We start from the raw sequence: 23,800 nt of genomic DNA on the forward strand, positions 1-23,800 counted from the left end.
AGGGGAAGGATTCTCACTTTCTGTTAAACATGCAGTGCTAGCCTTTTTCTCATCAAGACTGAGGGGACTAAGGCCATGGCCGCATCGAATCCAACACCTGCGAAATCGCACTTCCTGGCGAAGGAAGAATCTTTCATGTACGACCGCGAATCGCGGTTCAAGATGGAAGACACGATGAACGCCGCGCGTATCGAATATACGGAAAAGGGCGTCATGCATGCCGCCTCGCGCCGCTGCGATATCGTCCGTATATCCATGAGCAGCGCGATCCTGGCGATCCTCACACAGTATACGCTGCCGAAGCAGTTCTACCTGGATATTCCGGATGCCCGCATCACCAAGGTGGGCTGCCTCTTGATGAAGACTTTCCCGAACAACACGATCGAGGTTCGCTTCCTGCGCCTGCTGACGCAGAAAGAACTGAACAAGATCTTCGTCTACAGCACGCACCCGGCTCACAAGGACTACGTCCTCGATATCCGCGCGTAACAGTCTCGCGTCTCGCTGGATATGAAAAACCCGCGGTTTCGGCCGCGGGTTTTTCTTTTGCATCGATGAGGGGATGTCAGTGCGCGTGGAAGAGCACGCTGGCACCCTGGTCGGACGGTCCGACCGCGTGACGGAACGGCGCGAAAAGCTCGCGGCCCATGCCAAATTCATTGTCTGAAAGATCGATCGTCACAGGTTCGCGCTCGGCCATGTCAGCAGCATCGACGAGAACTTCGAGCGTGCCCCTGATCGCATCGAGACGGATGATGTCGCCGTCCTTGATGCGGGCGATCGGGCCACCATCGACAGCTTCGGGCGTGACATGGATTGCCGCTGGAACCTTGCCGGAAGCACCGGACATGCGCCCGTCGGTCAGCAACGCCACACGGAAACCGCGATCCTGCAGCACGCCGAGTGGTGGGGTCAGCTTGTGCAGTTCCGGCATGCCGTTGGCCTTTGGTCCCTGGAAGCGCACGACAGCGACGAAATCGCGGTTGAGCTTGCCCTCTTTGAAGGCGTCCTGCAGTTCCTGCTGGCTATGGAACACGATTGCCGGCGCCTCGATGATATGGCGCTCCGCTTTGACGGCGGAGATCTTGATGACCGCCTTGCCGAGATTGCCGCGCAGCATCTTCAACCCGCCATTCGCCTGGAAAGGCGTTTCGATGCTGGCGAGCACCTTCGGATCGTGGCTCTTTTCCGGCGAGGGCTGGCGCACGACGGCGCCGTTTTCGCCGAGCTGCGCATCGACCGTATAGGCCTGCAGCCCGTGACCGAAGACGGTGCGTACATCGTCGTGCACGAGACCCTGCTTCAACAGTTCCTTGATGAGGAAGCCCATGCCGCCGGCTGCCTGGAAATGGTTCACGTCTGCAAGCCCGTTCGGATAGACGCGGGCAAGCAGCGGCACCAGTTCCGAAAGCTCGGCAATGTCCTGCCAGGTCAGCACGATACCGCCGGCGCGGGCCATGGCGACGAGGTGCATCGTGTGGTTCGTCGAGCCGCCCGTCGCATGCAGGCCGACCACGCCGTTGACGATCGAGCGTTCGTCGATCATCTCGCCGGCCGGCGTGAATTCGTTGCCGAGAGCGGTAATGGCGAGCGCCCGCTTGGTGGCCTCTCGGGTCAGCGCTTCGCGCAATGGAGTGCCTGGGTTGATGAAGGAAGAGCCGGGCATATGGAAGCCCATGATCTCCATAAGCATCTGGTTGGAATTGGCCGTACCGTAGAAGGTGCAGGTGCCCGGGCCGTGATAGGACTTGGATTCGGCTTCCAGCAGTTCGGCACGGCCGACCTTGCCCTCGGCGAAGAGCTGGCGCACGCGCGACTTCTCGTCGTTCGCCAAGCCCGTCGTCATCGGGCCGGCTGGAATGAAGATCGACGGCAGGTGGCCAAAGGAGAGGGCGGCGATCATCAGACCGGGGACGATCTTGTCGCAGACGCCGAGAAAGAGGGCGGCATCGAACATGTTGTGCGACAGGCCGACACCCGCTGCCATGGCGATAAGGTCACGCGAGAAGAGCGAGAGCTCCATGCCCGGTTGGCCCTGGGTGACGCCGTCACACATTGCCGGCACGCCGCCTGCGACCTGAGCGATGCCGCCGGCCTGGGCAGCGGCTTCGCGGATGATCGCCGGATAGGTCTCGAACGGCTGGTGGGCCGAGAGCATGTCATTATAGGCGGTGATGATGCCGAGATTGGGCACACGGTCGCCCGCAAGCGCATCCTTCTCGGCGGGGGAACAGATGGCAAAGCCATGGGCGAGGTTGGCGCAGCCGAGAACCGAGCGGTTGACGCCCTTTGAGGCGGCAGCGCGCAGGCGTTCCAGGTAGCGCTCGCGGGTCGGCTTCGAGCGTTCGACAATGCGATTCGTGATCGCAGCAATACGTGCGTGAGCGGACATGGAAAATCCCTGCCTTGTTCTGGTTCGTCAATGTTCTGTTCGCCGGCTTCGGCGGCTGTAAGGCCCTATCAGGGAGCCCAGTAGATCTCGACCGGGGAAGTGGCCCGGCGCAGAATGGCGCGGATCGGCATGTCTGCCTCTTCGCCTGTACATTCTGCCTTGGCGAGAACGTCTTTTTTGCCTTCGCCCTCAATGTGGAGAATGAGCAGTTTGGCATCTTGCAGTGCGGAGAACGTGAAGGTCAGGCGCGGCTCGCCAGCCCCTTCCGCATCCATGGTGATGATGCCGCGCGGTGTCCTGGCATCGAGCGCAACGCTCAGATTGTTGCCACCGGGGAAGAACGAGGCGGTGTGGCCGTCGCCGCCCATGCCGAGAATGACGACATCGAAGGGGATGCCGATCTCCGCACTCTTTACCGTTGCAAGCTTCGCAGCCTCCTCGACGGAGGCGGCGGGCTGGTAAAGCGGCACGAAACGTGCCGCTTTCGCCTTGTTTTGAAGAAGATTGGCATCGACCAGCAGGTGGTTCGAACGCGGATTGTCGGCGGGAACGAAACGTTCGTCGACAAGCGTGATCGTCACCTTGGCCCAGTCGATATCGCGCGTCGAAAGCGCCTGGAAGAAGGCTTTCGGCGTGGAGCCGCCGGAAACGGCGATGCTTGCCGCTCCGCGCGCTGCGATGGCTGCCGAAAGGACGCTGGAGACCTTGTCTGCAAGGCTGGCGGCAAGTTCGGCGGCGTTAGCGAAGGAATGCAGTGTCGATGCCATATCTTCGGACCCTTGGACTTAGATGTCGTCGTGCCAGGTGCGGCCGTCACGCTCGATCAGCGCGATGGCCTGGCTTGGACCCCAGGTGCCGGCCGTATAGCCCTGCACCTGCTGGCCGGTGGATTCCCAACCCTTGAGGATCGGATCGACCCACTGCCATGCCGCTTCGACTTCGTCACGGCGCATGAACAGCGTCTGGTTGGAGCGGATGACGTCCATCAGCAGACGCTCGTAGGCGTCTGGATTGCGCACGTTGAAGGCCTGGGCGAAGCTCATGTCGAGCGAGACATTCCGCAGGCGCATGCCGCCCGGGCCCGGATCCTTGATCATCAGCGACTGCTTGACGCCTTCATCCGGCTGCAGGCGGATGATCAGCTGGTTCTGGCTGATGCGGCCGGCGGCCTGGTCGAAGACCGAGTGCGGGATCGACTTGAAGGTGATGACGATTTCCGAAACGCGGCCGGCGAGGCGCTTTCCGGTGCGGATGTAGAAGGGAACGCCCGCCCAGCGCCAGTTGTTGATCTCGGCCTTGATGGCGACGAAGGTTTCCGTGTTGGAAACGCCGCCTTCCAGCTCTTCCAGATAGCCTTTGACCGGGCCACTGCCGGAAGCGCCGGCGCGGTACTGGCCGCGAACCGTCGCCTGCTCGACATTGGACGCGTTGATCGGCTTCAGCGCGCGCAGAACCTTGAGCTTCTCATCGCGAACGGCTTCCGAATCCATCGAGGAGGGGACTTCCATCGCGGTCAGGCAGAGAAGCTGCAGGATGTGGTTCTGTACCATGTCGCGCAGCGCGCCGGCGGTGTCGTAATAACCGGCGCGGCCCTCGAGGCCGACGGCTTCGGCAACGGTGATCTGCACATGGTCGATATAATTGGCGTTCCAGAGCGGCTCATAGAGCGCGTTGGCGAAGCGCAGCGCCATCAGGTTCTGCACCGTCTCCTTGCCGAGATAGTGGTCGATGCGGAAGATCTGCTCTTCCTTGAAGACGCGGCCGATATTGTCGTTGAGCTGCAGTGCCGAAGCCAGATCGCGGCCGATCGGCTTTTCGACGACGATACGGGTCGACTTGGTAATCAGCTTGTGGTCGTGGATCTTCTGCGAAATGTCGCCGAAAATGCCCGGAGCAACAGCGAGGTAGAAGGCGCGCACGCGGTCCTTGCCCTCGTCGAGCAGCTTCTTCAGCACGTCCCAGCCGGTATCGGTACGGGCATCGACGGAAACATAGAAGAGACGGGAGCAGAACTTCTCGACTTCGGCCTCGTCATATTCGCCCTTCTTCAGGTGCTCCTTGAGCGCATCCTTGGCGAACTTGCGGTATTCTTCATGCGAAAGCGGGCTGCGCGAAGCGCCGATGACGCGGGTCGGCTCCGAGAACTGGCCCTCGATCTGGCGATGATAAAGCGCCGGCAGAAGCTTGCGTTCGGCAAGGTCGCCGCTGCCGCCAAAGACGACGTAATCAAAAGGCTCAACGGGAATGATCTGGCTGCTCATGAGCTTGTCTCTCAATCAGGCTTGGTTGGTGGCCGTTTTAATCTAATCGATTTAAAAAAGCCAGTGTGCGGTGCAATGAATCTGTCGGACATCGGTTTTAGAGCGAATTGTCCGGTGAGGAAATCCGCAATCGAACTAAAACTTGTCGCGGAGGGCAAACCACGACAAGGCAAGGAAAAGCAGCGGTGCCCGCATGCGTGCGCCGCCCGGAAAGGCAGGGATATCGAGCGCCTTGAACAGATCGAGATCGGCCGATTTCCCCAGCACCATTTCTGCGTAAAGCTTGCCACAGTAATTTGACAGCATGACGCCGTGGCCGGAATAACCGCCGATCGAGGTGACGCCCGGCATGACTTCGCGCACGAAGGGCTGGCGCGGCATGGTGATGCCGACCGAGCCGCCCCAGGCATGGGTGATCTCGATATCCTTGAGCGCGGGGTAGATTTCGGCGATCTGCCGGCGGATATGCTGCGAAATGTCGCGCGGATTGTCGGCCGTGTAGGCCTCCCGCCCGCCAAACAGCAGCCGTCCGTCCTTCAATTTGCGGAAATAGCGCACGACGAACCGCGAATCCGCCACCGCCTCGCCGCCCGGTATCACATCAGGGAACCGGTCAAGCGGCACAGTCGCGCCGATGAAGGAGCGGATCGGCATGACATGGCTGGCCGTGATCGGCTCCAGATTGCCGATATGGCCGTTACAGGCAATCAGCGCCCTGTTGGCAGTGATCGTGCCGCGTTCGGTTTCGATAACGACCTTGCCGCTGCGCTCTTCGATCGACTTTGCCTTGGTCATTTCGAAAATATCGGCCCCGGCATTGGCTGCCACCCTGCCAAGGCCGATCAGCAGCTTCAGCGGATGGATATGGCCGGTGCCGGTATCGCGTACCCCGCAATAGAAGCGTTTCGAGCCAAGCCGCTCCTGCGTCTCTTCGCGGTCCATGAAACGCAGATGCGGATAGTCGTAGCGGAAGGCCGCGATTTCCGCATTCTCGTAATAGTACCGCTTGTAGCTTTCCTTGTGGGCGACGCTGAGCTGACCGGACACATAATCCATATCGATCTGGTGCTCGGTCGCAAAATCCATGAGGTGCCGCTTGGCATCTTCCGCGAGATCGAAGAGCGCCTTGGAGCGCTCGTAGCCAATCTTCTCCTCCATCTCTTCCGGCCACCAGCGCTGGCCGGTGCCGAGCTGGCCGCCATTGCGCCCGGAGGCGCCGTCGCCGAGTCTGCTGCCCTCGATGAGCGTCACCGAAACGCCAGCCCTGGCGAGATTATAGGCGGCCTGAAGGCCCGTATAGCCGCCGCCGATAATGGCGACGTCACACTGCCTGGAGCCGTCGAGCGCCGGATAATCCGGCCGCTCGCCGACTGTTGCCTGATACCAGGAGACGCCTGGGGCAATGGGGCTTTGCCAGGTCTCTTGCGTCATGGCAAAACCTCACACGTTCAGGAGGAGGAACTCCCGTTCCCAGGGGCTGATCACCTGCATGAAGGTTTCGAACTCGCCGCGCTTCACGCCGGCATAAAGCCCGATGAACTCTGCGCCGAAAACTTCCTCGAAGGCCGGTTCGTCTTCCAGCAGCGCCACGGCTTCCAGAAGGCCGCGCGGCAGGTCGATCGAGCCTTCGTTGGCGGCATCCTCGGTCGGAGCCGTGGGCTCGATTTCCTTCACGATGCCGAGCAGACCGGATGCAAGCGAGGCAGCGAGCGCCAGATACGGATTGGCATCCGAGCTCGGCAGGCGGTTTTCCACGCGCCGCGCCTGCGGATCGGAGACCGGCACACGGAAGGCCGTCGTGCGGTTGTCGTAACCCCAGGCATTATTGACCGGGCAGGACATATCCGGCTGCAGGCGCCGGTAGGAATTCACGTAAGGCGCCAGCATGGCAAGCGCGCTCGGCACGTATTTCTGCATGCCGCCGATGAAGTGGAAGAATTCCTTCGAGGCTGAGCCATCATTGTTCGAGAAGACGTTCTTGCCGCTCGCGATGTCGACGACCGACTGGTGGATATGCATCGCCGAACCCGGCTGGCCCTGCATCGGCTTGGCCATGAAGGTGGCGTAGATATTGTGCTTCAGCGCTGCCTCGCGGATCGTGCGCTTGAACAGGAACACCTGGTCGGCAAGTTCGATCGGATTGCCGTGACGGAGGTTGATTTCGAGCTGCGCCGGTCCCTCCTCGTGGATCAGCGTATCGATCTCGAGGCCCTGCTTCTCCGAGAAGTGATAGATGTCGTCGATCAGTTCGTCGAACTCGTTGATGCCGGCGATCGAATAGCCCTGGCCGCCGAGAATTGAACGACCTGAACGTCCCTTGGGCGGATGCAGCGGATAGTCCGGGTCGTCATTCGTGGCGACCAGGTAGAATTCGATTTCCGGCGCTACGATCGGCTTCCAGCCGCGCTCGGCATAGAGGCTGAGAATGCGCTTCAATACGTTGCGCGGCGTGTAGGGAACTTCCTGGCCGTCGGAATTGACGATGTCGCAGATGACCTGCGCGGTCGGGTCGGTTTCCCAGGGAACCACGGACAGGGTGGAAAGGTCGGGCACGAGCTTCAGGTCGCTGTCGCGCGGCTCATAGCGGAAGCTTTCGGTCTCCTCGGGATATTCGCCCGATATCGTGTGACGGTAGATCGCCGAAGGCAGTGCGAGCGATGTGTTTGAGGTGAACTTGGAGGACGGCATCATCTTGCCGCGCGGCACGCCGGCAAGGTCCGGCGTGATGCATTCAATGTCTTCGATACCGCGTGCCCTCAGCCACTGCGCCGCTTCCTTCCAGTTCGCAACGCCGCGCAGAGATCCGGGATCGGGAGGGGATTTCTTCGAGGCGGGTACGTTTCTGGCAGGCTTCAGCGTCGTCTTTTTTGGGGACATGACACACCGGTTTGCGTTGATCGTGACGCCATCATAACCGGAGTTTGGCAATTGGCGAGGGGGGCAAAGGCGTTGACTTTCGCCCTCTGATGGAAAAAGAAGACGCGATTTCAGCAGGGAAAACGGATTGTGCGGCACAGGAGCGATGTGATCGTCATCGGGGCGGGTGCCGCGGGCATGATGTGCGCCATCCGCGCCGGACAGCGTGGTCGATCCGTCACCGTGCTGGACCACGCCCGCGCGCCAGGCGAGAAGATCCGAATTTCCGGCGGCGGCCGCTGCAACTTCACCAATATCAATGCCGGCCCGAAGAACTTCCTCTCCGCCAATCCGCATTTCTGCAAGTCGGCGCTTGCCCGTTTCACCCCGGCCGATTTCGTTGCCATGGTGGATCGTCACGGCATTGCCTGGCATGAAAAGACGCTTGGCCAGCTTTTCTGCGACAACAGCGCCAAGGACATCATCTTCATGCTTCTCGACGAGATGCGCGCAGCGGGCGCTGCCTGGCATCTCGGCGTCGAAATATCGGGCGTTGAAAAGACTGACGGCGGCTTCCGCGTCGCGACATCGGAAGGCCTGTTCGAAGCCTCCTCGCTCGTCATCGCGACCGGCGGAAAATCCATTCCGAAGATGGGAGCGACCGGTTTTGCCTATCGCATTGCCGAGCAGTTCGGCTTGCCTATTACCGAGACCCGCCCCGCCCTTGTGCCTCTCACGCTTGATTCAATGCTGCTCGAGAACATCGCGCCGCTTTCAGGCATTTCCGCGCCAGCCGAAATCCGTCATGGCAAGACCGCCTTTCGCGAAGCCCTGCTCTTCACTCACCGCGGTCTTAGTGGTCCAGCCATCCTGCAGATTTCCTCCTACTGGCGGGAGGGCGATGCGATCACCGTCGATATCGAGCCGGATATCGATATCGCCGCGCACCTGAAAAAGGCGAAACAGGTAAACGGACGTCAGTCCGCGCAGACCGCGCTCGGCGAGATCCTGCCGAAGCGCCTCGCGCAACATATCGTCGAGCGCGAGGACGTCACCGGCAACATGGCCGACCTCTCCGACAAGCTGCTGACCAGGCTCGCCGACGCCGCACAGAACTGGTCCTTGAAGCCTTCCGGCTCCGAAGGCTACCGCACCGCGGAAGTCACGCTCGGTGGCATCGATACGGCCGCCCTGGATTCACGCAGCCTGCAGGCGAAGGATGTTCCCGGCCTTTATTTCATTGGCGAATGTGTCGATGTGACCGGCTGGCTCGGCGGCTATAATTTCCAGTGGGCCTGGGCCTCCGGATTTGCCGCCGGTGAGACATTGTAAATGCCAATATTTGTAGGCGTGAAACCTTTTTGCCGATTCAAGACTTCTTAAGATTGCCTGCGCCATCCTGTCTCAATGGCAGGTTGGCAAAGTCGTTCCTAAATTAAGCTTTACCGACAAGCCGTTTTGTTGGATTGTTGTGTTTAGACAGAAGTGAGGTTTCGCAATGAACAGAAACACTCGACGCGCCCGCGCCATTGCAATTGCCCAGGCAAAGCCTGATACGAAGCTCGTAACTCTGCGCTATCTGATGCTCGCCGCCGGCGCAACCGCCGCCTGCATTGCAGTTCTTCTTTCCCACTTCATCTGATCTTTCCGCAGCTTGAAATGGAAATATTCGGTGTCGCGACTGATATATCGCGATCCCGCAGCGTGCAATTTGCAACTATTGTGCGATCACGGCTAACGCGCTCTCACCGCTTATCCGAAAATTAATATCTAATCTGACACATTGTAGACGAATATTTGGGTATTTCCGGCCCGGCCGGAAATGAACTGGCAATGATTGCCGCCCGTTCCAGGGTCTTCCCAACTGTTAGTAGATCAGCTCGATATGCACCCGGCTGGCGCCAGAAGGCTGCCGGCGGGAGGAGTGGTGTATGAAAGGCACGGCGCGCCATGTTCATTGACAAGATTCTTTCTCGTTTCAAGATTCAGACAAAGGTTCTGATTTTTGTTCTGCCTTTCGTCGTCACCATATCCGCCGTCGGTCTGACGGGCCTTTATGCATCCGGTCTGCTGCAGGGCCGGATGGAGATTTCCAACAGCGTTCTCCAGTCGCTGAGTGGGTTCAAGGATCTCTACGCCTCGATGGACGACTTCCTGCAGACCACAAACGAACAAGCGCGCGACAAGCTCTATGCCGACATCAAGGCGCAGGGACAGACGCTGGACGCCACCATGGCGCAGATCGGCGACAATTCCGGCCATGATAACCTGCAGGCGGCGATCGAGGGAACCAACGGCATTTCTGATACCGTCGGCAAGCTCTGGACCCTGCACGAACAGGAAATGGCTCTTCGCAAGCAGATCGATGACGCTCAGAAGGTGATGATCACCAACCGCTTCAACGTCAGCTACGATGCCAAGCAGCTGGAAGAAAATATCCGTACCGACGAAGGCAACGCGACGGCAACGCTGCGCGCTGCCGATCGTTTGCTGAAGGGCGGCGATGCGCTCGCAGCCGCCATGAATGATTTCAATAAGGCCCAGACTTCGCCTGACAAGCTGAAGGTCGTGACCGATGCGCTGCCTCAGATCATCAAGGCGCAGCGCATGATCGAAATCTCCGTCCCGCAGAACCAGAAGAGCATGACGCAGTCCATGGCGCAGACCGTTAGCGACCTGAAGGCTCAGGCGGCGGCGCCCGAGGCTGGCACTGACGACGGCGTTGCAAATCTCGGCCGTCTTGTTTCCCGCTTCCGCCAGATGTCGACTTACACTCAGCTCACCGCCACGCAGATGATGCGTGAAGCGACGACAACGTTCGTGGAGCTCGACAGCCGCATCGCCCAGACCAACTCGGTTCTGGAAGATACACGGCGCCTTGAAAGCTCCATCTATTCGCTGCAGCTCGTGCTTGCCGATTTCAATGCCAAGCCGAGCAAGGAAAATCGCGTTCGCCTGAACCAGGAAATCGCCACGCTCAACACCATGCTCAATACCCTTCAGGCCAGCGCCAAGGGCATGAATTTCGCCGGTGATATTGTCGACGCGATCACGCCCGCTCTCGCCTCGATGGACAAGGGCGCACAGAGCCTTGTCGATGTGATCAATCAGCGTACGAGCGATTACGTCGCCGCACGCCAGCAACTCGATGGTGTCTGGGGTCAGTTGACGAGCTTCGCGGAAGAGCAGAAACAGTCGGCCGGTACCGAGCGTGATCAGGCCAACAGCATCTCCGTCGGCACGACCGCACTCGGCATCCTGGTTTCCATCGTCGGCGGCATTGCGCTGGTGCTGACGCTGCAGCGGCCGATCGCCCAGATCACCGCCGCCATGCGCCGCATCGCCGAAGGAGCGCTCGACACCAGCATCTCAGGTGAGAAGCGTTACGACGAAATCGGCGATATGGCCCGCGCACTCGGCATCTTCAAGGAAAATGCCATCTCCAAGATCCGCATCGAGGAGCAGAGCGACGAAGAGCGTCAGGCCGCCGAGCATGAGCGTCAGCGCAACGATGCCGAAAAGCGCGAGATGGACCGTCAGATCGAGTATGCCGTCAACGCGCTTGCCGCCGGTCTCGAGCGCATGTCGCAGGGCGATATCTCGACGACGATCGACACGCCCTTCATCGGCCGTCTCGAACAGCTCCGTCAGGATTTCAACGGCTCTATGATGCGCCTGCAGGCCACGATGAGCCAGATCCGCGACAACGTGCAGATGATCCAGGGCAACGGCAACCAGATGGCCCAGTCCTCCGAGGATCTCGCCAAGCGTACCGAGCAGCAGGCTGCATCACTGGAAGAAACCGCCGCCGCCGTCGACCAGATCACCGTAACGGTCCGCTCCTCCGCCGAACGCGCCAAGGATGCCGATCAGATCGTCCGCCAGGCCAAGCGCAGCGCCGACGACTCCGCCGTCGTCGTCAACAATGCGATCGATGCGATGGGCCGCATCGAAGACGCATCGCGCCAGATCGAGCAGATCATTGGCGTCATCGACGAGATCGCCTTCCAGACCAACCTGCTCGCACTCAATGCCGGTATCGAGGCGGCTCGCGCCGGTGAAGCCGGCAAGGGTTTTGCCGTCGTTGCCATGGAAGTGCGCGAACTCGCCCAGCGCTCTGCCGCTGCCGCGCAGGAGATCAAGGGTCTCATCAACAAATCGACGAACGAGGTCAATTACGGTTCGCAGTTCGTACAGGAAACGGGCACGGTTCTTGCGAAGATCAGTGCCCAGATCGTCACGATCAGCCAGCACGTCGAAATGATCGCCCGCGCAAGCCACGACCAGTCGAGCGCGCTGCAGGAAGTCAACTCCACTGTCAACCAGATGGACCAGATGACCCAGCAGAACGCTGCAATGGTGGAAGAAACCACTGCAGCAAGCCGCGAGCTCGCAAACGAGGCAGACGCGTTGCTGCACCTCGTGCAGCAGTTCAAGATCGACGGCGACAGCGACATGCATATGTATCGCGCCGCCTGATCCGACATTCAGCCTGCAAGACCAACGGCCCCGGTTTCGGGGCCGTTTTTGTTTCTAGATAAAATCGCGCATAGATTGTGCAAAAAACCGGAAGATTGAAATTTTTCTTCCCTTCCGGCGACTTGTGTGCTCATCAAGTCATACTAGTTTTGAAAAAAGCCAAGTAAAGAGCCTCAGGCGCCCCTGCGTTAAGGGAAAATTTTCCCTAACGCATTCTTATGAACCCAATACCGGTTGTGTTTGCCAGGGGTTCCAGATGCCGCTCTTCTTCTCAACGTCCATCGTGCGTCAGATCGTTGCGATCACGCTGTTCCTGCTTGCGGTCAGTACTGCGGCCATTGTCGGCGTGACCTATTACAATCTCGGCACCTATGTCATGGAGAGTGCGGTCTCCGATGCGAAGGATGCGAGCCGTTCGATGGCGGTTCTTTATGGCGCAAGCGACGCTGATGTCCGCGTCGATGTGATGAACAACGCACTGGCAGGCGTAACCGAAGACAAGATCCCGGCATTCGGCGACTATTCACTGGTTGACCGCACGGCGCAGTCGATTGCCGGTGTCGCCACCATTTTCGAAAAACAGGGAGGCGATTACGTTCGCGTCTCCACCAATGTGAAGAAGGAAAATGGCGACCGTGCTGTCGGCACGAAGCTCGCAGCCGATCATCCGGCCCAGCCCGTGCTTGCTCAGGGCAATGCCTATTACGGGCCGGCGGACCTCTTCGGCCGCAAGTTCATGACGGGTTATTTCCCGGTCAAGAATCCCTCCGGTTCCACGATCGGCATCCTCTTCATCGGCATACCCATGGAAGTCTACTATGAGCGGATGAACCAATTGCAGATGCTGGTTCTCAGTGTCGGTGCGGTGGTGATGCTGCTCGTTGGTGTGCTCGCCTTCTATGCGATCAGTCGCTCCGTAAAGCCGATGCAGGCGCTGACATCGAGCGTGCATGCCATTTCCTCGGGCGATCTTGCCAGTGCTATTCCCTGTGTCGAAAAGAAGAACGAATTCGGTGCGATCGGCCGCGCGCTTGCTCTCTTCCGCGATAGCGCAGTCGCTCGCCAGCAACTGGAAACGCAGGCAGCCGAACAGCGAGCCCTGAACGATGCCGAACGCACCCGCAACGATGCAGAGAAGCGCACGCTCGACGGCCAGATCGATTTTGCCGTCAATCAGCTTGCCGCGGGGCTGGGACGCCTGTCACAGGGCGATGTCTCGCAGATGATAGAAACCCCTTTCGTCGGCCGGCTCGAACAGCTTCGCATGGACTTCAACACGTCGCTCGAGCGCCTTCAGGATACGCTGACACGCATTCGCGCCAGTGCCGCTTCCATCCAGCGCAACAGCGGTTCGGTTTCGGCCTCGGCGGACGAACTCTCCAAACGCACGGAATCGCAGGCCGCAAGCCTTGAAGAAACGGCCGCTGCCGTCGAAGAGATCACCGTCACGGTCCGCTCATCGGCCGAACGCGCCCATGAGGCAAACAATGTGGTTGCCGCGACCAAACGGACGGCCGACAGTTCCGGTGCTGTCGTGAGCGACGCGGTCGCTGCGATGGGCCGCATCGAAGATGCCTCGCAGCGCATCGAACAGATCATCGTCGTTATCGACGACATCGCCTTCCAGACCAACCTTCTGGCCTTGAACGCCGGTGTCGAGGCAGCGCGTGCCGGTGAGGCCGGCAAGGGCTTTGCCGTCGTCGCGCAGGAAGTGCGTGAACTTGCCCAGCGCTCGGCCAATGCTGCCAAGGAGATCAAGACGCTGATTGACCAGTCGACCCGCGAGGTGAATGCAGGTTCGGAACTGGTGCAGAAGACCGGCAGCGTGCTCGCCTCGATCAGCCACGAGATCATCGCAATCAGCGGTCACGTCGAGACTATCGCCACGGCAAGCCGCGACCAGTCCGCCGCCCTTCAGGACGTCAACAGTTCCGTCAATGCGATGGACCAGATGACGCAGAAGAATGCCTCGATGGTTGCCGAAGCCACGCAGGCGAGCCGCCAGCTGGCGGAAGAGGCCGACATGCTGATGGCGCTGATCGAGCAGTTCCGGCTGGCCGAAGGCGCTGCCGCTCATGGCCGCGTGAGACAGGCGGCCTGATACCCGCATTCGTCTTTGCCGGGGCGCACCTTCGTGCGACCGGCGGCCTCCGCCGGCAGCGTCAGCCAGGCTGCAAATCGCACCAGGGCGCTGCTTCCCGCGTTGTCGTAAAATGCGTCTTCTTCCTTTATCCGGTCGCGTCTCGTTCGCTGCAGCAATCTTGTCCGCTGCATCCGGCCGGCAATATCGGCGATCAGGAAACATTCAATCATGGTGATGTCCTTTCGTTTGTGGACATCAACTGAACTACACATCAAAATTCGCTTCTTGAACAGGCGAAATCCCATTATGTTTTTCACTCATGAAAAACAGTAACTGGGATTCCTATCAGCTCTTCCTGCACGTCGCCCGCACTGGCGGCCTGACGGGCGCAAGCGTCGCCACTGCTTTGAGCCCGGCAACGATCGGCCGGCGTATGCTTGATCTGGAGCAGGAGCTCGGGCGCGCACTCTTTCACCGCAGCCAGACAGGCTACCGCCTGACATCAGATGGCCAGATCCTCGTCGATCATCTGCAGGAGATGGAGGCCGCCGCTCGCAAGGTCGACGCATGGCGGCAATCGTCCGAGGGCGGGGGCACCGTCAGGATCACGGCCGGTACATGGATCTCCTGGCTGCTGACGGAGAATTTTTCGGCAATCCGCATGCCGGCGGACGCGTTCGGCATCTCGCTGACCATCGGCGAAGCGAGGGCGAACCTGAATTACCGGGAAAGCGATATCGGCATCCGCGCCTTCGAGCCGGACGAAAGCAATCTCGCCGCCCGCCTGCTCGGCGAAGTCGCCTATGCGGTCTATGTCAGGCGCAATGCCAGCAGGGACGATGCCAGATGGATTGCAGTCGGTGCGGAGGATGCAATCTCCTCCTACCTGCGCTGGCCCTATCAGAATGCAGGATCGGCCATCGTCGCGACCGTCAACCGTCCGCGGTCCCTGCCGGATCTGGTGCGTGCGGGGGCGGGAAAGGCGGTATTGCCCTGTTTCGTCGGCGATCTCGATCCCGAGCTGGAACGATGCGGCGGTGAACTGCCGGAACTGCGTCATCGCCAATGGATCGTCATGAATGCCGAGGATCGTCACCGCCCGGAAATCCGGACGGTCGCCGACCGCATGACGAAGCTTTTGAAAAGCTACACCGACCTCTTCGCAGGCAAGCGCGCCAGCCGCGGCTAGCCGGAATTGGGTTACGGCATCAGCCGCCGCACGAGCCCCACCTGGCTGTTCACCCCGAGCTTCGAATAGATGTTCTTGAGATGCGAGCGCGCCGTCTCGTAGCTGACATCGTTCGTCCGTGCGACCTCGCGCAGCGACAGGCCCGCCGCGATGCCGGCAGCGATCCGCATTTCGGCTGCCGTCAGCTGATCGATGCGCGGCAGCGCGTCGTTGAGATCGGGCCGCAGAGGCACGCTCGTCCGCTCGATGATCATCGCCACCGTCGGTCCCTCGAGAAATTGGGTGATGAAATCCGATTGCATCTTCACCAGCGTGCATTTGAAGCTGGAATTCTTCATCCCGATCAGCGTGCTCGCCGGCGAAGCTGCCTGCAAGCGGTGGCGCAGCAGCATCGACAGACGGGAAGCAAGCTCGCCGTCATTGATCATGATCCGCCCGGTCGAGGAGACGCCGATCGCCTCGCCCTCGGCGATCATCCTCTCAGCCGCACTGTTGATGGAGCGGATATTCTGATCCTCGCCGATATAGACGATGCCAACGCCGATCGCATCGAAGAGCGCCAATCCGTTTTCATTATTATGAGGGTCGCGGTGCTCACGGCGAATGAAATCGAAGGTTCGGCGCAGATGCGGCGCCAGGTCGCTCAGCAGTTCGGCATTGCTGCGATTGAAATCCGGATCGGAAGACGAGGTCAGCGTCGAAAGATTGAAGGAGCGTCCGCGTTCACGCATGATCGTCACGCCGACACTGCTTTCGCAGCCGATCCAGCGAAGGTAATCGCTGTAGAATTCCGTCTTGAGGAGCTGCTCGCGCGGCAGCATCTGGTCGGCGATCACGCCAAGGCCGATCGGCCGGGTGGCGGCGCGCGGCATCCAGGGATTGATGGCCGCGTAATAGCGGTTATAGGCCTCGCTTTCCTTTTCCGCGAGACCGGAGGAAAGCGAGAGGCCGCCGGTGCGCGCGATGGCATCGTGGAAAAACAACGTCGACTTGGCATCCGGCATCGTCGCGGCCAAGGCATCGAGAAAGGCTTGCCACGACGTCTCGCCGAAGAGAGCGCCATAGATCAGATCGGTCAGAACTTCGAGTTTTGCGTGCGGCGAACCGGGCATATGCAGTTCCGTTCGAAGATATGCTCAATTATGCCGCGACTCCGTTCTGCTGACAATTGCGTCAAATAGCGTAGGTCCGGTGGTCTTTGTCACCGGACCTTAAGCCTAATTTCTGTTGGCGACGATGACGGGGATCAGCAGATCTCCCCAGTTGCCGTCACCGCCGTGATGCCGGGCGGAGCGCACCAGCTCCACCGAAACACCGGCCTCGACCGCCTTCATCACCGATAGATTCAGCCTGTGCAGATCGTTGGCGAGCATGCGGATCACCGTCTGCTGGTCGTCCGTCATGCTGCTTGCCTGCTCTTCCGTCCGTTCGCGGACGCGCGCAATGGATGCCATGTCGTTTCCTCCTCTACTCGGCAGCCGGTTTGAACTGGGCGTGTTCGGTTGATTCCCCCATGGCCGTCGTCGAGGCGCGGCCACCGGATATCGCCAGCGACACGGCGTCGAAATAGCCGGTGCCGACTTCGCGCTGATGTTTGGTGGCGGTATAGCCGCGTGGTTCCGCTGCGAATTCCGCCTGCTGCAGCTCGCAATAGGCCTCCATCTGCCGCTCGCGATAGCCGCTGGCGAGCTCATACATGCCGTAGTTCAGCTGGTGGAACCCAGCGAGCGTAATAAACTGGAACTTGTAGCCCATGGCCCCGAGTTCGCGCTGGAACCTGGCGATCGTCGCATCGTCGAGATTTTTCTTCCAGTTGAAGGACGGCGAGCAATTGTAGGCAAGCAGCTTGCCGGGATGCACCTTGTGGACGCCTTCGGCAAAGCGGCGCGCCTGCTCCAGATCCGGCTTCGACGTTTCACACCAGATGAGGTCGCAATGCGGTGCATAGGCGACGGCGCGCGCAATGCAGGGCTCCAACCCATTGCGCACCTGATAGAAGCCCTCGACCGTTCGTCCGGCATCATAGTCGACGAAAGGCTGGTCGCGCTCGTCGATGTCTGAGGTCAAAAGCTTGGCGGCTTCTGCATCGGTGCGGGCGATGACGAGCGTCGGCACACCCATGACATCGGCCGCAAGCCGCGCCGCGTCGAGGTTGCGGATATGGGCGGCGGTCGGGATCAGCACCTTTCCGCCGAGATGGCCGCATTTCTTTTCCGAGGCAAGCTGATCCTCGAAATGAACACCGGCTGCTCCCGCCTCGATATAGGCTTTCATGATCTCGAAAGCGTTGAGCGGCCCACCGAAACCGGCTTCGGCATCGGCGACGATCGGTGCAAACCACGTTTCGACCGAAAGCCCGTCGCCTTCGGATGTCTCGATCTGGTCGGCGCGCTGGAGCGTGCGGTTGATGCGTTTGGCAAGCTCCGGCCCGGCATTGGCGGGATAGAGCGATTGATCCGGATACATCGATGACGCGGTATTGGCGTCGGCGGCGACCTGCCAGCCGGAAAGATAGATCGCTTTCAGCCCGGCGCGCACCATCTGCATGGCCTGGTTGCCGGAAAGCGCGCCAAGCGCGTTGACGAAGTCCTCCTCATGCAGAAGTTGCCACAGACGCTGAGCTCCCATTTCGGCCAGCGTGTAGCGGAGTGCCACCGAGCCGCGCAGGCGTTCGACATCGGAAACGGTATAGGGCCGCTCGATACCGGCAAAACGTCCCTCGGGGGCATTACGGATGAGTTTGTAAAAATCTGTCATGCCAATCTCCTCTTTGGCTTTCAACGCTTGAGCGCTGATGACAGATTTTACAGAAACGAACAAAATGGCCAGAAAAACCTTTGATTTCAGACGAGGAAAGAGGTTAGGATGAGGAGGATTTACAGGATGAATTTGTAACTTTGTAAAAGATTGTAAATTTCGGCATGTAAAGGATGTGACATGGCGGAACGGAAGATATTTGCGGGACCGAAAGTCAGGCGCATCCGCAATGCGCTGGCACTGACGCAGACGGCCATGGCCGAGGCGCTGGAAATCTCCCCCTCCTACCTGAATCTGATCGAACGCAATCAGCGCCCATTGACGGTGCAACTGCTGCTCAAGCTTTCTTCCGTCTACCGCATCGATCTTGAGGAATTACAGGGCGAAACCGCCGGCGGCCTTGGCCAGTTGAAGGAAGTGTTCGCCGATCCGTTGCTGTCGGGTGAACTGCCGGGTGAGCAGGAGCTTGTCGAAGTGGCTGATGCCGCCCCCAATGCGGCTGGCGGTATGATCAAGCTCTACCGGGCCTATCGCGAGCAGGCTGCCCGACTTTCCGATTTGACGACCTTGATGGCGGGCGAAGGCCCTGCGCCTGTCGCCTCCGGCCGCCTGCCTCTGGATGAAGTCAGGGAAGTGCTGGAGCGCCGCCCCGCCTATTTCGGCGAGATAGACGCGGCGGCGGAAGGCTTTGCCAACGGACTCGCCGGTGGCCCCGGTCTGAAGGATTGGCTGAAGAGCGAACGGGGGATCAGCGTCCGGATTCTGCCTGTCCATGTCATGCCGGACCTGCGCCGGCGTTTCGATCGTCACTCGATGCGTCTTTTTCTGTCCGAGCGTCTATCGGGGGCGGATCAGGCGCAGGAAATAGCCATCGAAGTCGCAAGGCTCGCGCTAAGATCTCAAATCGAAGCCGCGCTTGACGAATTGCCGTTGTCATCCGACGAGGCGCGGCGCATTGCCCGTTTCGAGCTGACGCGGACTGCGGCGCTCGCGCTACTGATGCCCTACGGGGCCTTTCTTCTTGCCGCCCAGAATACCCGATACGACATCGATCTCATCCGCGCCCGTTTCGCTGTCTCCTTCGGCCAGGCCGCGTCGCGCCTCACCATGCTGCAGCGTCCCGGATCTGCCGGCATTCCCTTCTTCCTGATGGAAACCGATGCTGCGGGCCACGTCATTCGCAGAACGGGCGCCCAGGGTTTTCCGCAGGCCCGCTTTGGCGGCAACTGTCCGAAGCTCAATGTCCACACCGCCTTTCTTGAGCCGGGCAGGGTGTTGTCCGAGACGGTCACCATGCCTGAAGGGTCGGCTTTCCTGACGATCGCGCGCACGCTCGAAGGGCCGGTTGTGGAGTACGGCGAACGTGCGCGGCGCACGGCTCTGCTGATCGGCTGCGATGCCGCCCTGCGCGACAGTCTGGTCTATGGCAGAAGCGATGCTCTACCAATTGCGGTCGGCCCCGCCTGCCGTCTTTGTGAAAGGCGCGGATGCCTTTTCCGGGCCGAGCCGCCACTGACACGTCCACTCGCTCTGGACGAGACCTCTGCCGGTCTCGGAAGCTTCGATTTCCAGTGATTGTGAAATCATTGACGCCGCAGGATTTTGAGCTTGTAGGCGTAGAAATTCCTTTCTAGTCTGCAGCCAAACCAGAGGGAATAAGAGGTGTCCGGGGGCGCGATACCTTTAAAAAAACAGGAGATATCATGAGGTCAAGAATAACCAACCTGACGGCAGTTGCCGTTGTCGCTCTTCTTGCCGCTGCGCCGGCCTTCGCCCAGGAGCGTGTCGTCAACGTCTACAACTGGTCCGATTATATCGACAGCTCGATCCTCGAAGACTTCACCAAGGAAACCGGTATCAAGGTCGTCTACGACACCTTCGATTCCAACGAGACGCTGGAAACCAAGCTCCTGGCCGGCGGCACCGGTTATGACGTCGTCGTTCCCACAGTTTCCTTCATGCAGCGCCAGATCGCTGCCGGCGTTTACCAGAAACTCGACAAGTCGAAACTGCCGAACCTGTCGAACATGTGGGACGTCGTGACGAAGGGCGTCGCCACCTTCGATCCGGGCAATGAATATTCCGTCGACTATATGTGGGGCACGACCGGCATCGGCTATAACGTCGACAAGGTGAAGGCTGCACTCGGCACGGACGAAAAGCCGAACTGGGATGCGCTGTTCGATCCTGCAAAGGCCGCCAAGCTCAAGGATTGCGGCATCTACATGCTGGACTCGCCGACGGACGTCATTCCGTCCGTTCTGGCCTATCTCGGCCTCGATCCGAACAGCAAGAAGCAGGAGGACCTGAACAAGGCGCAGGAGGCCCTGCTCGCCGTTCGTCCCTTCGTTCGCAAGTTCCACTCCTCTGAATATATCAGCGCGCTCGCCAACGGCGATATTTGCATTGCGCTCGGCTTTTCGGGCGACGTCTTCCAGGCGCGGGATCGGGCAGCCGAGGCAAAGGCCGGCGTGAATGTCGACTATTCGGTTCCGAACCAGGGTGCGCAGATTTTCTTCGATGTCTTCGGCATTCCGAAGGATGCGCCGCATGTCGAAGAGGCGCATGAATTCATCAACTACATGATGAAGCCCGAAGTCGCCGCCAAGGCATCCAACTTCGTCTTCTACGCAAACGGCAACAAGGCCTCGCAGCAGTTCCTCGACAAGGAAGTGATCGACGATACGGCGATCTATCCGACGCCGGAGATCATGGCCAAGCTCTTCACGGTGCCGCCGCTCGATCCGAAAACGCAGCGACTGGTGACACGAATCTGGACCAAGGTCGTCACCGGCCAGTAATCGAGATTTCGGCCCGGACGGAAACGTCCGGGCCTTTCCATTCCCGGCCCGGGTCGAGGCCGGCTGAAACCTTGTATTTTCGGGGAATAATATGAAGTCTCTTGGCAATATTCGCCGCGCATTCGCACCCTGGTCCGATCCATCAGCAAAACCGTTCATTGCCTTCAAGAATGTCACCAAGCGCTTCGGCGATTTTACCGCCGTCAACGATCTGTCGCTGAATATATATCACCGCGAGTTCTTCGCGCTGCTCGGCGCCTCCGGCTGCGGCAAGTCTACACTGCTGCGCATGCTGGCCGGTTTCGAACAGCCGACATCGGGCGAGATCATTCTCGATGGCACCGATCTTTCAGGTACGCCGCCCTACAAGCGGCCGGTCAATATGATGTTCCAGTCCTACGCACTTTTCCCGCACATGACGGTCGAGAAGAACATCGCCTTCGGGCTCAAGCAGGACGGCATGCCGAAGGACGAAATGGCCGAGCGTGTCTCGCAGATGCTGAAGCTCGTGAAGCTCGAGCAGTTCGCTTCCCGCAAGCCCAACCAGCTTTCCGGCGGCCAGCGCCAGCGCGTCGCCCTTGCCCGTTCTCTTGCCAAGCGCCCGAAGGTGTTGCTGCTCGATGAACCGCTTGGCGCGCTCGACAAGAAGCTGCGCGAGGAAACCCAGTTCGAACTGATGGACCTGCAGCAGAGCCTCGGCCTCACCTTCGTGGTCGTCACCCACGACCAGGAAGAAGCCATGACAATGGCCGACCGCATTGCCGTCATGAGCCACGGCAAGGTCGTGCAGGTCGCCACGCCGGCGGAAATCTACGAAGCGCCGAACTGCCGCTTCGTTGCGGATTTCATCGGCGACGTAAACATTTTCGACGGCAAGGTGACCACGACCGCAAACGGTGCTGTCGAGATTGCCGTCGACAGCGGCTTCACGGTCCGCACTGCCTCGACCGATGCGCCAGCCATCGGTGCCGCGCTCGGCTTCGCGATCCGCCCGGAAAAGCTCCGCGTCACGCGCACGGCGCCCGCCAATGCCTCGATCAATGCCGCCAAGGGCGAGCTCTGGGACATCGGCTATCTCGGCGACATGACGGTCTTCCACGTCAGATTGTCGAACGGCAATGTCGTCAAGGCATCCTCTCTCAACGCACAGCGCTCTGTCGATGACCCCTTCACCTACGATCAGGAAGTCTGGGTCTCCTTCGATGAGGACGGCGGCGTGCTGCTGAAGGATTGAGACCATGGGAACGCTTGCCGCACGCTTCTACAACCGCCTCGTCATCATCATTCCCTATGCCTGGCTGCTGCTCTTCTTTTTGGCGCCGTTCTTCATCGTGTTCCGCATTTCGCTGTCGGCGACGGCGATCGCCATGCCGCCCTATGAGCCGGTCTTCGCGCTCGCTGATGGCTGGGCCGGTTTCTGGGACAAGATTTCGACCTTCTCGCTCGACAATTACGGCTACCTGACGGACGATCCGCTCTATTTCAACGCCTATATCTCGAGCGTCGTCATCGCCGGCATCTCCACCTTGCTGACGCTTCTGATCGCCTATCCGATCGCCTATGGCATGGCGCAGGCCCCTCGCAACGTGCGCCCGACGCTCTTGATGCTGGTGATCCTTCCCTTCTGGACGAGCTTCCTGATCCGCGTCTATGCCTGGATTGCCATCCTGAAGCCGGAGGGGCTGCTGAACCAGCTTCTGTTGTCGCTGCATCTCATCGACAACCCGCTGATCGTCCTCAACACCAATACCGCCGTCTATATCGGCATCGTCTATTCCTATCTGCCCTTCATGGTGCTGCCGCTCTATTCGGCGCTGGAAAAGATGGACGGCACGCTGATCGAGGCGGCGCAGGATCTCGGCTGCACGCCGATCCGGGCCTTCTGGCGCGTCACCTTCCCGCTGTCGATCCCCGGCGTCATCGCGGGCTGCATGCTGGTCTTCATTCCGGCCGTCGGCGAATTCGTTATCCCGGACCTGCTGGGCGGCTCACAGACGCTGATGATCGGCAAGACGATCTGGAACGAGTTCAATTCCAATCGCGACTGGCCCGTTTCCTCGGCCGTGGCGACGATCCTGCTTCTTATTCTCGTGATCCCGATCGTCTTCTTCCAGAATGTGCAGGCGAAAGCCGATGAGGCAGGGAGATAAGCCGTGCTCAGATGGACCCGTTTCAACATCATCTCCGTCGTGCTCGGCTTTGCCTTTCTCTACCTGCCGATCGCGCTTCTGGTGATCTTCTCCTTCAATGAATCGAAGCTCGTCACCGTCTGGGGCGGCTTCTCGACCAAGTGGTATGTCTCGCTGCTCTCCAATCAGGCCCTGCTCGATGCGGCCTGGGTGACGATCCGCGTCGGCTTGCTGTCGGCCACATTCGCGACGATCCTCGGCACCATGGCGGCGATCACCCTCGTTCGTTTCACGCGCTTCCGCGGCCGCATCCTTTTTTCAGGGCTGGTATACGCGCCCCTCGTCATGCCGGAAGTCATCACCGGCCTGTCGCTGCTGCTGCTCTTCGTGGCGATCGGTTTTGACCGCGGCTTCTGGACCATTACGCTGGCGCATACGACACTGACCATGTGCTTCGTCGCCGTCGTCGTGCAGTCGCGGCTTCTGAGCTTCGACCAGTCGATCGAGGAAGCGGCCCAGGATCTCGGTGCACCGCCGGTGCGCACCTTTTTCGAAATCACGCTGCCGATCATATCGCCGGCAGTTTTTTCAGGCTGGATCCTGGCTTTCACCCTGTCGCTGGACGATCTCGTGATTGCAAGCTTCACGTCCGGGCCGGGCGCGACCACGCTGCCGATGAAGATCTACAGCCAGGTACGCCTCGGCGTGACGCCGGAGATCAACGCGGTCTGCACCATCCTGATTGCCATCGTGGCCGTCGGCGTCATCTGCGCATCCGTCGTCACCAAGCGTCGCGAGGTTCAGCGCGAGCGCGATGAGAGGGCTGCGGCGGCGAGTGCTTAAAGCTGAAGGG

The 23,800-nt window shown here is 60.1% G+C and carries 20 protein-coding genes; 11 read left to right on the forward strand and 9 right to left on the reverse strand.

Features of this window, described 5'->3' with window-relative positions; genetic code table 11:
• Positions 1-75 precede the first annotated feature (75 nt).
• On the forward strand, positions 76-489 hold the full coding sequence (locus FHX06_RS21065; RefSeq protein WP_029616458.1) for a hypothetical protein: 414 nt from the start codon (positions 76-78) through the stop codon (positions 487-489).
• A 76-nt stretch (positions 490-565) separates the two neighbouring features.
• Here the strand turns inward: FHX06_RS21065 and edd are convergent, their stop codons facing one another.
• The 5 genes from edd to FHX06_RS21090 all read right to left on the reverse strand — a co-directional run bounded on the left by edd (position 566) and on the right by FHX06_RS21090 (position 7,530).
• A complete protein-coding gene (edd, locus tag FHX06_RS21070) occupies positions 566-2,392 on the reverse strand; it encodes a phosphogluconate dehydratase (RefSeq protein WP_018115105.1) in 1,827 nt (608 codons plus the stop codon).
• Positions 2,393-2,460: 68 nt separating this feature from the next.
• On the reverse strand, positions 2,461-3,159 hold the full coding sequence (gene pgl / locus FHX06_RS21075) for a 6-phosphogluconolactonase (protein ID WP_113211400.1): 699 nt from the start codon (positions 3,157-3,159) through the stop codon (positions 2,461-2,463).
• Positions 3,160-3,177: 18 nt separating this feature from the next.
• Positions 3,178-4,653, reverse strand: a complete 1,476-nt coding sequence (gene zwf, locus FHX06_RS21080) for a glucose-6-phosphate dehydrogenase (RefSeq protein WP_018115103.1) — start codon at positions 4,651-4,653, stop codon at positions 3,178-3,180.
• Positions 4,654-4,788: 135 nt separating this feature from the next.
• A complete protein-coding gene (locus FHX06_RS21085) occupies positions 4,789-6,084 on the reverse strand; it encodes an NAD(P)/FAD-dependent oxidoreductase (protein ID WP_018115102.1) in 1,296 nt (431 codons plus the stop codon).
• Positions 6,085-6,093: 9 nt separating this feature from the next.
• A complete protein-coding gene (locus FHX06_RS21090) occupies positions 6,094-7,530 on the reverse strand; it encodes a glutamine synthetase family protein (RefSeq protein ID WP_113211401.1) in 1,437 nt (478 codons plus the stop codon).
• 129 nt (positions 7,531-7,659) lie between these two features.
• Between FHX06_RS21090 and FHX06_RS21095 the strand changes: the two genes are divergently transcribed.
• The 4 genes from FHX06_RS21095 (at position 7,660) to FHX06_RS21110 (ending at position 14,089) form a co-directional block, all read left to right on the forward strand.
• Complete coding sequence (locus tag FHX06_RS21095) at positions 7,660-8,841, forward strand: NAD(P)/FAD-dependent oxidoreductase (protein ID WP_113211402.1); 1,182 nt, start codon at positions 7,660-7,662, stop codon at positions 8,839-8,841.
• A gap of 166 nt (positions 8,842-9,007) precedes the next feature.
• Positions 9,008-9,151 (forward strand): hypothetical protein, encoded by a 144-nt coding sequence (locus tag FHX06_RS21100; RefSeq protein ID WP_018115099.1) that lies wholly within the window; start codon positions 9,008-9,010, stop codon positions 9,149-9,151.
• Positions 9,152-9,459: 308 nt separating this feature from the next.
• On the forward strand, positions 9,460-11,988 hold the full coding sequence (locus FHX06_RS21105; RefSeq protein ID WP_113211403.1) for a methyl-accepting chemotaxis protein: 2,529 nt from the start codon (positions 9,460-9,462) through the stop codon (positions 11,986-11,988).
• A 256-nt stretch (positions 11,989-12,244) separates the two neighbouring features.
• A complete protein-coding gene (locus FHX06_RS21110) occupies positions 12,245-14,089 on the forward strand; it encodes a methyl-accepting chemotaxis protein (protein WP_112969833.1) in 1,845 nt (614 codons plus the stop codon).
• Here the strand turns inward: FHX06_RS21110 and FHX06_RS21115 are convergent.
• Positions 14,062-14,376: a hypothetical protein gene (locus tag FHX06_RS21115; RefSeq protein ID WP_246715611.1), complete on the reverse strand. Its 315-nt coding sequence runs from the start codon at positions 14,374-14,376 to the stop codon at positions 14,062-14,064. The two genes, FHX06_RS21110 and FHX06_RS21115, sit on opposite strands and share 28 nt — an antisense overlap.
• Before the next feature lie 14 nt (positions 14,377-14,390).
• On the opposite strand from FHX06_RS21115, the gene FHX06_RS21120 reads away from it, so the two are divergent.
• Positions 14,391-15,260, forward strand: coding sequence for a LysR family transcriptional regulator (locus FHX06_RS21120; protein ID WP_113211404.1), 870 nt, complete (start codon positions 14,391-14,393; stop codon positions 15,258-15,260).
• 11 nt (positions 15,261-15,271) lie between these two features.
• Here the strand turns inward: FHX06_RS21120 and FHX06_RS21125 are convergent, their stop codons facing one another.
• From FHX06_RS21125 to aceA, 3 genes are all read right to left on the reverse strand, one after another.
• Complete coding sequence (locus FHX06_RS21125) at positions 15,272-16,372, reverse strand: helix-turn-helix transcriptional regulator (RefSeq protein ID WP_183880747.1); 1,101 nt, start codon at positions 16,370-16,372, stop codon at positions 15,272-15,274.
• A gap of 105 nt (positions 16,373-16,477) precedes the next feature.
• On the reverse strand, positions 16,478-16,714 hold the full coding sequence (locus FHX06_RS21130) for a hypothetical protein (RefSeq protein WP_007819322.1): 237 nt from the start codon (positions 16,712-16,714) through the stop codon (positions 16,478-16,480).
• Positions 16,715-16,727: 13 nt separating this feature from the next.
• Entirely contained in the window at positions 16,728-18,017 is a 1,290-nt protein-coding gene (gene aceA, locus FHX06_RS21135; RefSeq protein ID WP_183880749.1) for an isocitrate lyase, read from the reverse strand.
• A 180-nt stretch (positions 18,018-18,197) separates the two neighbouring features.
• On the opposite strand from aceA, the gene FHX06_RS21140 reads away from it, so the two are divergent.
• From FHX06_RS21140 to FHX06_RS21160, 5 genes are all read left to right on the forward strand, one after another.
• On the forward strand, positions 18,198-19,592 hold the full coding sequence (locus FHX06_RS21140; protein WP_183880751.1) for a short-chain fatty acyl-CoA regulator family protein: 1,395 nt from the start codon (positions 18,198-18,200) through the stop codon (positions 19,590-19,592).
• A gap of 128 nt (positions 19,593-19,720) precedes the next feature.
• Positions 19,721-20,818, forward strand: coding sequence for a polyamine ABC transporter substrate-binding protein (locus tag FHX06_RS21145; RefSeq protein ID WP_018115090.1), 1,098 nt, complete (start codon positions 19,721-19,723; stop codon positions 20,816-20,818).
• Positions 20,819-20,909: 91 nt separating this feature from the next.
• Positions 20,910-22,052, forward strand: coding sequence for an ABC transporter ATP-binding protein (locus FHX06_RS21150; protein ID WP_112969827.1), 1,143 nt, complete (start codon positions 20,910-20,912; stop codon positions 22,050-22,052).
• 4 nt (positions 22,053-22,056) lie between these two features.
• Complete coding sequence (locus FHX06_RS21155; RefSeq protein ID WP_018115088.1) at positions 22,057-22,968, forward strand: ABC transporter permease subunit; 912 nt, start codon at positions 22,057-22,059, stop codon at positions 22,966-22,968.
• A gap of 3 nt (positions 22,969-22,971) precedes the next feature.
• Positions 22,972-23,790 (forward strand): ABC transporter permease, encoded by an 819-nt coding sequence (locus FHX06_RS21160; protein ID WP_183880753.1) that lies wholly within the window; start codon positions 22,972-22,974, stop codon positions 23,788-23,790.
• Positions 23,791-23,800: the final 10 nt, after the last annotated feature.

Source organism: Rhizobium sp. BK512 (assembly GCF_014194915.1).
Lineage (GTDB): Bacteria > Pseudomonadota > Alphaproteobacteria > Rhizobiales > Rhizobiaceae > Rhizobium.